Origin of the sequence: Citrobacter sp. (assembly GCF_050252275.1) — a bacterium.
In the GTDB taxonomy this organism is placed as follows: Bacteria; Pseudomonadota; Gammaproteobacteria; order Enterobacterales; family Enterobacteriaceae; genus Citrobacter_A; species Citrobacter_A amalonaticus.
Map to the genome: position 1 here is coordinate 1 of NZ_JBFWLF010000180.1, position 9465 is coordinate 9465.

A 9465-nucleotide genomic window follows, 5' to 3' on the forward strand; every position below is an offset into this window, starting at 1 on the left:
AAAACCGCTGAACAGCACTGGCCCGAAAAAGCAGGCTGGATCACTCTGATTGAGCAGGCCACGCAGACGATTGCCGAAGGTGAACTGGCTAAAGTGGTGCTGGCGCGCGCCAGCGATCTGCACTTTTCTCGCCCGGTGAATGCCGCTGCTGTGATGGCTTCAAGTCGCCGTTTGAACCTGAACTGCTACCATTTTTATATGGCTTTTTCTGCGCAGAGTGCGTTCCTGGGTTCGTCTCCGGAACGTCTCTGGCGACGTCGCGATACCGCGCTCCGTACCGAGGCGCTCGCCGGGACGGTAGCAAATCACCCGGATGATTATAAGGCCTGGCAACTGGGCGAATGGCTGATGAAGGACGACAAAAATCAGCGCGAAAATATGCTGGTGGTCGAGGATATCTGTCAGCGCCTGCAGGACTACACGCATACACTGGACGTTTTGCCGCCGCAGGTGCTGCGGTTGCGAAAAGTGCAGCATTTGCGACGCTGCATCTGGACGGCGCTGAATCAGGCGGATGACACGCTCTGTTTACTGCAGTTGCAACCCACGGCAGCCGTGGCCGGGATCCCACGCGAACGGGCACGGGCATTTATTCAGCAGCGTGAACCTTTTGCGCGGGAATGGTACGCCGGGTCGGCGGGCTATCTGTCTTTACAGCAAAGCGAATTTTGTGTTTCGCTGCGGTCGGCGAAAATCAGCGGTAACGTGGTTCGGCTGTATGCCGGTGCGGGGATTGTTCGTGGGTCAGACCCTGAGCAGGAGTGGCAGGAAATCGATAATAAAGCCGCTGGTCTGCGATCTTTGTTACAGATGGATGGATAATGAGTTACATATTCCCGACTCATATCAATAATCCCTTTTTTCCGTTCTTTATACTGAGTCGCAATATTGATACCGGACAATCTCATGTCAGTAAGCGCATTTAACCGACGCTGGGCGGCGGTCATTCTGGAAGCATTAACTCGCCATGGCGTCAGGCATGTTTGCATTGCCCCTGGCTCTCGTTCCACGCCGCTCACTCTGGCGGCGGCGGAAAATTCGGCTTTTATTCACCACACGCATTTTGATGAGCGTGGTCTTGGTCATCTGGCGCTGGGACTGGCGAAGGTGAGTAAACAGCCTGTTGCCGTGATCGTGACCTCCGGTACGGCGGTCGCTAACCTCTATCCGGCGCTGATTGAAGCGGGCCTGACCGGTGAAAAATTGATCCTTCTGACGGCCGATCGTCCTCCTGAACTGATTGACTGCGGCGCGAATCAGGCGATTCGTCAGGCGGGCATGTTTGCGTCACACCCGTCACAAACGCTTTCGCTTCCGCGCCCGACGCAGGACATTCCGGCCCGTTGGCTGGTGTCGACTATCGATAATGCGCTGGCCTCGCTGCATGCCGGCGCGGTCCATATCAACTGTCCGTTTGCCGAGCCGTTATATGGCGAGATGGACGATACCGGTCTGGCCTGGCAACAGCGTCTCGGTGACTGGTGGCAGGATGACAAACCCTGGCTGCGCGAAGCGCGTCGGCTGGAGAGCGACAAACAGCGCGACTGGTTCTTCTGGCGACAAAAACGCGGTGTTGTCGTTGCCGGGCGAATGAGTGCAGAAGAGGGCAAGAAAGTTGCGCAATGGGCGCAGACGTTGGGCTGGCCGCTGATTGGCGATGTGCTGTCGCAAACCGGACAGCCGCTTCCCTGTGCCGACCTTTGGCTCGGCAATCCGCAGGCGGTGACGGAACTGCAGCAGGCACAGATTGTGGTGCAGCTGGGCAGCAGTCTGACCGGAAAACGCTTACTGCAATGGCAGGCGACCTGCGAGCCGGAGGAGTACTGGATTGTCGATAATATCGAAGGGCGGCTGGATCCGGCGCATCATCGCGGTCGTCGTCTGGTGGCAAAAATCGGCGACTGGCTGGAACTGCATCCTGCGGAAAAACGGCAACCGTGGTGTGTAGACATCCCGCGTCTGGCGGAGCAGGCCTGGAAGGCCGTGGCGGCGCGGCGTGATACTTTTGGCGAGGCGCAACTGGCGCATCGCATTCGCGACTATCTGCCTGAACAGGGGCAGCTTTTTGTCGGCAACAGCCTGGTGGTACGCCTGATTGACGCGCTGTCGCAGCTTCCGGCAGGTTACCCGGTTTACAGCAATCGCGGCGCAAGTGGTATTGATGGTCTGTTATCGACCGCTGCGGGCGTGCAGCGCGCCAGCGCGAAATCGACGCTGGCGATCGTGGGCGATTTATCGGCGTTGTACGATCTCAATGCGTTAGCCCTGTTACGGCAGGTCTCCGCGCCGTTCGTACTGATTGTGGTGAACAATAACGGCGGGCAGATTTTCTCGCTGCTGCCCACGCCGCAGAGCGAACGTGAACGCTTTTACCTGATGCCGCAAAATGTCCATTTTGAACACGCGGCTGCAATGTTTAACCTCAAGTATCATCGCCCGGAAAGCTGGGATGAACTGGAGGCGGCGCTGGCTGGCGCGTGGCGTATGCCTGCGACCACGGTGATTGAACTGGTGGTCAACGACACCGACGGCGCGCAGACGCTACAACAGCTGCTGGCGCAGGTGAGCCAATTATGATCCTGCACGCGCAGGCAAAAGCCGCGCAGTCAGACTCACCCTGGCTGGTTTTCCTGCACGGTTTTTCCGGCGATAGCCAGGAATGGCAACCGATCGGCGAGCGGCTTTCCGGCTTTTCACGCTTGTACATCGATCTGCCTGGTCACGGTGGATCGGCGGAGATCCGCGTCAGCGGATTTACCGATGTGATCAGCTTGCTGCGTGATACCCTTCTTAGTTACAACATACTGAAATACTGGCTGGTGGGATATTCCCTCGGCGGCAGAGTGGCGATGATGGCGGCCTGTCAGGAAATGCCGGGGCTTTGCGGCCTGGTGGTTGAAGGCGGGCATCCGGGACTGCAAAGCGACGCCGAACGCGACGCGCGCCGGGATTCTGACCATCACTGGGCGGAACGTTTTCGCCATGACGCGCTGACAGAGGTGTTTACTGACTGGTATCAGCAGCCGGTTTTTGCTTCGCTGAACGCGCGGCAACGAGAAGCGCTGGTCGCGCTGCGTAGCCAGAATAACGGCGAAACGCTGGCGGCAATGCTGGAAGCCACTTCGCTGGCGGTCCAGCCTGATTTACGCGCTGCGCTCACCGCGCGCGCCTTTCCGTTTTATTATTTATGTGGTGAACGTGACAGCAAATTCTGCGCCCTGGCGACGGAATTAGCGGCGACCCGCCATGTGATTCGTAACGCCGGACACAATGCGCACCGGGAAAATCCCGCAGGCGTGGTGGACTGTCTGGCTCAGATTCTGCGTCTCTGACTAAAGGACACACTATGATCTATCCTGATGAAACAATGCTTTACGCACCGGTAGAATGGCACGATTGCTCGGAAGGCTACACCGACATTCGCTATGAGAAATCGACCGACGGTATCGCAAAAATCACCATTAATCGTCCGCAGGTGCGCAACGCATTCCGTCCTCTGACCGTCAAAGAGATGATTCAGGCGATGGCGGATGCCCGTTACGACGATAACGTGGGCGTGATTATTCTGACTGGCGCAGGCGATAAAGCCTTTTGTGCCGGCGGCGACCAGAAGGTTCGCGGCGACTACGGCGGCTATCAGGATGACTCTGGTGTGCATCACCTGAACGTGCTGGATTTCCAGCGCCAGATCCGTACCTGTCCGAAGCCGGTCGTGGCGATGGTGGCGGGTTATTCCATTGGCGGTGGTCACGTGCTGCATATGATGTGCGACCTGACGATTGCGGCGGAAAATGCCATCTTCGGGCAGACCGGCCCGAAAGTCGGCTCCTTTGACGGCGGCTGGGGGGCGTCTTACATGGCGCGGATCGTGGGGCAGAAGAAAGCGCGTGAAATCTGGTTCCTGTGCCGTCAGTACGATGCCAAACAGGCGCTGGATATGGGGCTGGTGAACACCGTTGTCCCATTGGCCGAACTCGAAAAAGAGACCGTGCGCTGGTGTCGTGAAATGCTGCAAAACAGCCCGATGGCGCTGCGTTGCCTGAAAGCGGCGCTGAACGCCGACTGTGATGGTCAGGCCGGTTTGCAGGAGCTGGCGGGTAACGCCACCATGCTGTTCTACATGACGGAAGAAGGTCAGGAAGGCCGTAACGCCTTCAACCAGAAACGTCAGCCTGATTTCAGCAAATTCAAACGGAATCCGTAATGCGTAGCGCGCAGGTATACCGCTGGCAGATCCCCATGGACGCGGGGGTGGTTCTGCGCGACAGGCGGTTAAAAACGCGTGACGGGCTGTATGTTCGCCTGCACGACGGCGAGCGTCAGGGATGGGGAGAGATCTCCCCACTGCCGGGATTCAGTCAGGAAACCCAGGAAGAGGCGCAGGTTGCGCTGCTGGCCTGGGTTGACGGCTGGCTGCAGGGAGAAGATGCATTGCCTGACATGCCTTCTGTGGCCTTTGGCGTCAGTTGTGCACTGGCGGAAATAGCCGGAACGCTGCCTGAAGCCGCAGACTATCGGGCGGCGCCGCTGTGTACCGGGGACCCGGACGATCTGGTGCAGCAACTGGCGGACATGCCCGGCGAAAAAGTCGCGAAGGTGAAGGTCGGACTGTACGAAGCGGTTCGCGACGGCATGGTGGTCAACCTGCTGCTGGAGGCGATCCCGGAATTGCGGCTGCGGCTGGATGCCAACCGCGCCTGGACGCCGTTGAAGGCGCAGCAGTTCGCGAAGTACGTGAACCCGGACTACCGTAACCGCATCGCTTTCCTCGAAGAACCGTGCAAAACGCGCGACGACTCGCGAGCCTTTGCCCGTGAAACCGGGATTGCTATCGCCTGGGACGAAAGCCTGCGTGAGGCGGATTTTGTCTTTGAAGCAGAAGAGGGCGTACGTGCAGTGGTGATCAAACCGACGCTGACCGGGTCGCTGGAAAAAGTGCGTGAGCAGGTACAGGCCGCGCATGCGCTGGGGCTGACGGCGGTGATCAGTTCATCCATCGAGTCGAGCCTGGGTCTGACCCAACTGGCGCGCATTGCCGCGTGGCTGACGCCAGACACCATTCCGGGACTGGATACGCTGAGCCTGATGCAGGCGCAGCAGATTCGTCGCTGGCCGGGCAGCATGTTGCCCTGTATTGAAGAATCAGCCCTGGAACGCCTGCGATGACCTTTCCTGACTGGCCGTGGCGATACTGGCGGCAGGTTCAGGGAGACGCGCCAGCCATACGCCTGAATGATGAGGTGCTAAGCTGGCGCACGCTCTGTACGCGTATTGATGCCCTGGCGAGCGGTTTTGCCGCACAGGGGGTTACCGAAGGCTGCGGCGTTATGCTGCGCGCCTGGAATCATCCGCAGACACTGCTGGCATGGCTGGCGCTGTTGCAGTGCGGTGCACGGATCCTGCCGGTCAATCCACAGCTTCCTCACGCCTTGCTGGCAACATTGCTGCCCGATCTCACGCTGCAGTTTGCGCTGGACCTGGAGGGAGAAAACCGCTTTCCCTTTCTGATCCCGCTGAACTGCCTGAACGCGAACGGGCAGCATGCCGTCGACTGGCAGCCGCAGCGTCTGTGTTCCATGACGCTGACCTCCGGTTCGACCGGTCTACCGAAAGCGGCAGTTCATACCTGTCAGGCGCATATTGCCAGTGCTGACGGTGTGCTGTCTCTGATGCCGCTGGCAACAGAGGACGACTGGCTGCTCTCTCTGCCGTTGTTTCATGTCTCCGGACAGGGGATTTTGTGGCGCTGGTTAGTGGCCGGGGCGCGGATGACGGTACGGGAAAAACAGCCGCTGGAACAGATGCTGGCCGGATGCACCCATGCTTCGCTGGTGCCAACGCAACTCTGGCGACTGCTGGTGAACCAGACGCCGGTGACGCTGAAAGCCGTTTTGCTGGGTGGCGCGGCGATCCCGGTGGCGTTAACCGAGCAGGCACGCGCGCAGGGTATTCGCTGCTGGTGCGGATACGGCCTGACGGAATTTGCCTCAACGGTATGTGCAAAAGAGGCGGACGGTCTGGCTGATGTCGGTATGCCTTTACCGGGACGAGAAGTCAGAATCGTAAATGATGAAGTCTGGCTGCGGGCGGCCAGTATGGCGGAAGGCTACTGGCGAGACGGTAAACTGGTTTCTCTGGTTAACGATGAAGGCTGGTTTGCCACACGCGATCGCGGCGTGCTGAATGGCGGAAAACTGACCATCGCCGGACGTCTGGATAATCTCTTTTTTAGCGGCGGAGAGGGGATACAACCCGAAGAGGTGGAACGGGTCATTGTTACACATCCTCACGTGCTGCAGGCGTTTATCGTGCCGATCGAGGACGCCGAATTTGGTCATCGACCGGTGGCGGTGGTGGAATGTGACACAGACGTCGCAGAGAAAGAACTTAACGAATGGGTGAAAGACAAACTGGCACGTTTCCAGCAGCCGGTACATTGGCTTTCTCTGCCTGCCGAACTGAAAAATGGGGGGATCAAGATATCCCGGCGTGCCGTCGTTGATTGGGTGAATGAAACATTAGGAAAACATTAATTTCACTTCGCAGTTTTACCAATTGATGCCCATTGCCACTTTGTTTATCTGCTACTGTGTAACGTAATGTTAAAGTTCCCGATACGTAAAGGTATGCAATGGAGTGGCAGGTGAAGAAGTCGTGCTATGACAAAAGGTCAGGGAAGCATGCATTAGTGTTAAGTGATGCCGGCGGTTCACTGAAAATGATCGCTGAAGTCCAGTCTGACATTGTGGTGAATGCCGGTGATATCCTTTCTCCGCAGAAGGATGCGCTGTATTCCGTCAACCGTGACAGCGGGCGGACGGTGAAGATTCTGGATGCCAGAAATTATACCTGCGACGAGTGGGAGCGCCTGAAGACGTTGTTGGGGAACAAATAAACGTCAGCGCGTTTTCCGCGATGCGGGCAGAAAAATGAACATCAGTCCGGCCATGATACACAGTACGCCCAGCAGCGCTTTCAGAGAAAACGTGCCCTGCCAGCCGGGTAAGATTATCGACGCCACCCACACCAGCACATAACTCAGGCTGAGCAGCGCGTAAGCCTTGCTCAGCGCGAGGTGATGTAGCGCGTTATGCCAGCAGAAAACCGACAGCAGATAGCCCACTAAACTGGTGCATAGCACGAACGTACCGGTATGAAGGGAGAACAGTACCGGGATAAACGTCTGCCACTGTGTCATCGGCGGCAGGTTTGCCATCGCAAAGCTCAGGCCCAGTTGCGCGACGGACGTGATGATCACGCTGCACAGTCCCCAGAGTAATCCCATTACGCCGCACTCCCCAGAATAAAAATACCGCTGATGATCAAGACGATGCCCAGCCAGTGACGAAGCGCCACCGGTTCACGCCAGATTTTCCATGCCAGCAATGTGACCCAGACAAAGTTGAGACTGAGCATCGGGTAAGCGATACCCACGGGAATGTTCTGCAATACCAACAACCACAGGATCATCGCCAGGCCAAGGCAGGCGAGCGCCAGCCCCAGCCACAGGGCAATATGGCGTCTTCGCGCGCGGGTCGGCACGCGGAGCGTCGCCTGTTTCTGGCATAACTGCCCTGCAACGCTAAGCAGGCTGGCCAGTACTAATACCAGCCAGATCATTTGGGACGATACTGAATCAGCACCAGACGCCCCTGATTATCGATACTGTCAGCAGGGGGAATGGCAAGGCGGTTGATGTCTTCATCCTTCGCGATAGTGAGCACGAGCGTAATGATCCCCTCCTGACGGTGCTGGCTGAGCCAGTCCGCAAAATCGCCGTAGCGAATGAACCGGCCTTTAGCATCGGGATAGTTAAGGCCATATTTCAACTCGCCGGTTTGCCCATACATTAAAATGTCGTCGCGCTTCAGGCTCCAGGCCAGCCCGGCGGCGACGCCTACGCTGTCGGTAAGAATGTAGCGGCTTGGCGCCAGGTTTTCCCGGGTCATCTCGACAAAAAACTGTGGCTGTTTGGATTCCATGACCCGATCGGGCACAGAAAAACCAAACAACAGCGCCAGCGCCACGGGACACAGCGCGGCATAAATCCAGCTCTTTTCGGTGTTAGTCAGCGTATACCAGCCGAAAAAAGTCCACAGAGCAAACATCCCCAGCGTGCAGAAAACCTTATACACCTCAATGTGCATCCAGACCGGCGATTTCAGCGGTCCCCACGGCGAGACAACCAGCGTAGCGATAATCCCGATGACGCCGAACAGAATATTGATCCAGCCGTTGATGCGCAGCGCGGCAAAGCCCTTTTCCGCTGCGTTCAATCCGTATCTCGCCATCAGTATGGCGAGCGGGGCGAAACAGGACAGAATATAGGTCGGTAATTTGCCTTTCGCGATGCTGAAAAACGCCAGCGGCATTACGATCCAACCGAGCAGATAGAATGCGCTGCGCGATTCATCTCGCGTCTGCCAGCCGGTCTTTAAGGCTCCGGGAAGCAGCGCAAGCCACGGCAGGCTTCCGGCGATCAGCACCGGCAGATAGTACCAAAACGGCGCTTTGTGCTGGGCGTCATCCATCGCGAAACGCTGGATGTGTTCGACCCAGAAAAAGTAGTGCCAGAAATCGGGTTCACGTTGGGCAATTGCCAGTCCCCACGGCAGAATGACGACGACACAACTGATGACCGCTAATCCGCCAAAGAGGAACAGATCTTTCCAGCGTTTCTGCGCGGCGACCCACGGCAGAACGCTGAGCACCGGTACCGCAAGCGCCAGAAAACCCTTGGTCATCACGCCCATCCCGCAGGTGACGCCCAGCAGCAGGAATCCTGCACTTTTCCCTTGCCAGGTGGTGGCCTGCATCGCCTGCCAGAAGCAGCATAGTCCCGCCATTAGCCAGAGCGCAATCAGCGGATCGAGCACCGCATAGGTGCCAATCCCGTAGACAATAAACAACGACAGGAAGATGATGGCTGACAGCAGGGCGGTACGCGTATCGCGCCATAGGCGCATGGCAAGCCATGCCACCAGCACGGTGGTGATCAGCGTCGCAAAAATGGCGCCCGCGCGAACGCCGAAATTGTTCGCACCAAACAACCCCTGCCCGATGCTGTTGATCCAGTACCCGGCAATGGGTTTTTCAAAGTAACGGACGCCAAGAAAATGAGGAACAAGCCAGTCGCCGGAGGCCAGCATTTCACGACTGATCTCGGCATAGCGCGTTTCATCAGGTTGCCACAACAGACGCAGGTTGATGGGGATGATGTACCAGAACGCGATTAGCGCGGCCAGTATCTGATAATAACGGGTGTTTTTCATCGTATGACACTCATTGCTTGCTGGCAGCCTAACCATCCTTCTCTTCCCGCGATGTGACCGCGAATAATCTCTCCCGGCGGCAAGGTGTTGCGATCCTCAGGCAGGAGATCGCCAAGTGGGCAGAAGGTGATGCCCGCATCGGCCGCACGCTGGAGCAGTTCCTCAAACTGGCTGTGCCAGGCACCGCCTTCGA

The 9465-nt window shown here is 57.7% G+C and carries 10 protein-coding genes and 1 pseudogene; 7 read left to right on the plus strand and 4 right to left on the minus strand.

Annotated features, from left to right (window positions below):
* From menF to pmrD, 7 genes are all read left to right on the plus strand, one after another.
* The coding region (gene menF, locus AB7E14_RS15180) for an isochorismate synthase MenF (protein ID WP_428169646.1) at positions 1-822 on the plus strand (822 nt) is incomplete at its 5' end.
* An 84-nt stretch (positions 823-906) separates the two neighbouring features.
* Positions 907-2577, plus strand: coding sequence for a 2-succinyl-5-enolpyruvyl-6-hydroxy-3-cyclohexene-1-carboxylic-acid synthase (gene menD / locus AB7E14_RS15185; protein ID WP_316962472.1), 1671 nt, complete (start codon positions 907-909; stop codon positions 2575-2577).
* A complete protein-coding gene (menH, locus tag AB7E14_RS15190; RefSeq protein ID WP_054175973.1) occupies positions 2574-3332 on the plus strand; it encodes a 2-succinyl-6-hydroxy-2,4-cyclohexadiene-1-carboxylate synthase in 759 nt (252 codons plus the stop codon). Before menD ends, menH begins: the two co-directional genes overlap by 4 nt.
* A gap of 14 nt (positions 3333-3346) precedes the next feature.
* A complete protein-coding gene (menB, locus tag AB7E14_RS15195) occupies positions 3347-4204 on the plus strand; it encodes a 1,4-dihydroxy-2-naphthoyl-CoA synthase (RefSeq protein ID WP_044258523.1) in 858 nt (285 codons plus the stop codon).
* Positions 4204-5166: an o-succinylbenzoate synthase gene (gene menC / locus AB7E14_RS15200; RefSeq protein ID WP_428169647.1), complete on the plus strand. Its 963-nt coding sequence runs from the start codon at positions 4204-4206 to the stop codon at positions 5164-5166. Before menB ends, menC begins: the two co-directional genes overlap by 1 nt.
* Positions 5163-6533, plus strand: a complete 1371-nt coding sequence (gene menE / locus AB7E14_RS15205; protein WP_316962473.1) for an o-succinylbenzoate--CoA ligase — start codon at positions 5163-5165, stop codon at positions 6531-6533. Before menC ends, menE begins: the two co-directional genes overlap by 4 nt.
* 98 nt (positions 6534-6631) lie before the next feature.
* Positions 6632-6895, plus strand: a complete 264-nt coding sequence (gene pmrD, locus AB7E14_RS15210; protein WP_044258528.1) for a signal transduction protein PmrD — start codon at positions 6632-6634, stop codon at positions 6893-6895.
* 3 nt (positions 6896-6898) lie between these two features.
* On the opposite strand, the gene arnF is transcribed toward pmrD, so the two are convergent.
* The 4 genes and pseudogenes from arnF to AB7E14_RS15230 all read right to left on the minus strand — a co-directional run.
* Positions 6899-7285, minus strand: coding sequence for a 4-amino-4-deoxy-L-arabinose-phosphoundecaprenol flippase subunit ArnF (arnF, locus tag AB7E14_RS15215; RefSeq protein WP_316962474.1), 387 nt, complete (start codon positions 7283-7285; stop codon positions 6899-6901).
* Positions 7285-7620, minus strand: coding sequence for a 4-amino-4-deoxy-L-arabinose-phosphoundecaprenol flippase subunit ArnE (gene arnE, locus AB7E14_RS15220; RefSeq protein WP_058586865.1), 336 nt, complete (start codon positions 7618-7620; stop codon positions 7285-7287). Before arnE ends, arnF begins: the two co-directional genes overlap by 1 nt.
* Positions 7617-9272, minus strand: a complete 1656-nt coding sequence (gene arnT / locus AB7E14_RS15225) for a lipid IV(A) 4-amino-4-deoxy-L-arabinosyltransferase (RefSeq protein WP_316962475.1) — start codon at positions 9270-9272, stop codon at positions 7617-7619. Before arnT ends, arnE begins: the two co-directional genes overlap by 4 nt.
* Positions 9269-9465, minus strand: a pseudogene (locus AB7E14_RS15230) (4-deoxy-4-formamido-L-arabinose-phosphoundecaprenol deformylase); the annotation flags it as partial. The gene arnT and the pseudogene AB7E14_RS15230, both read right to left, overlap by 4 nt.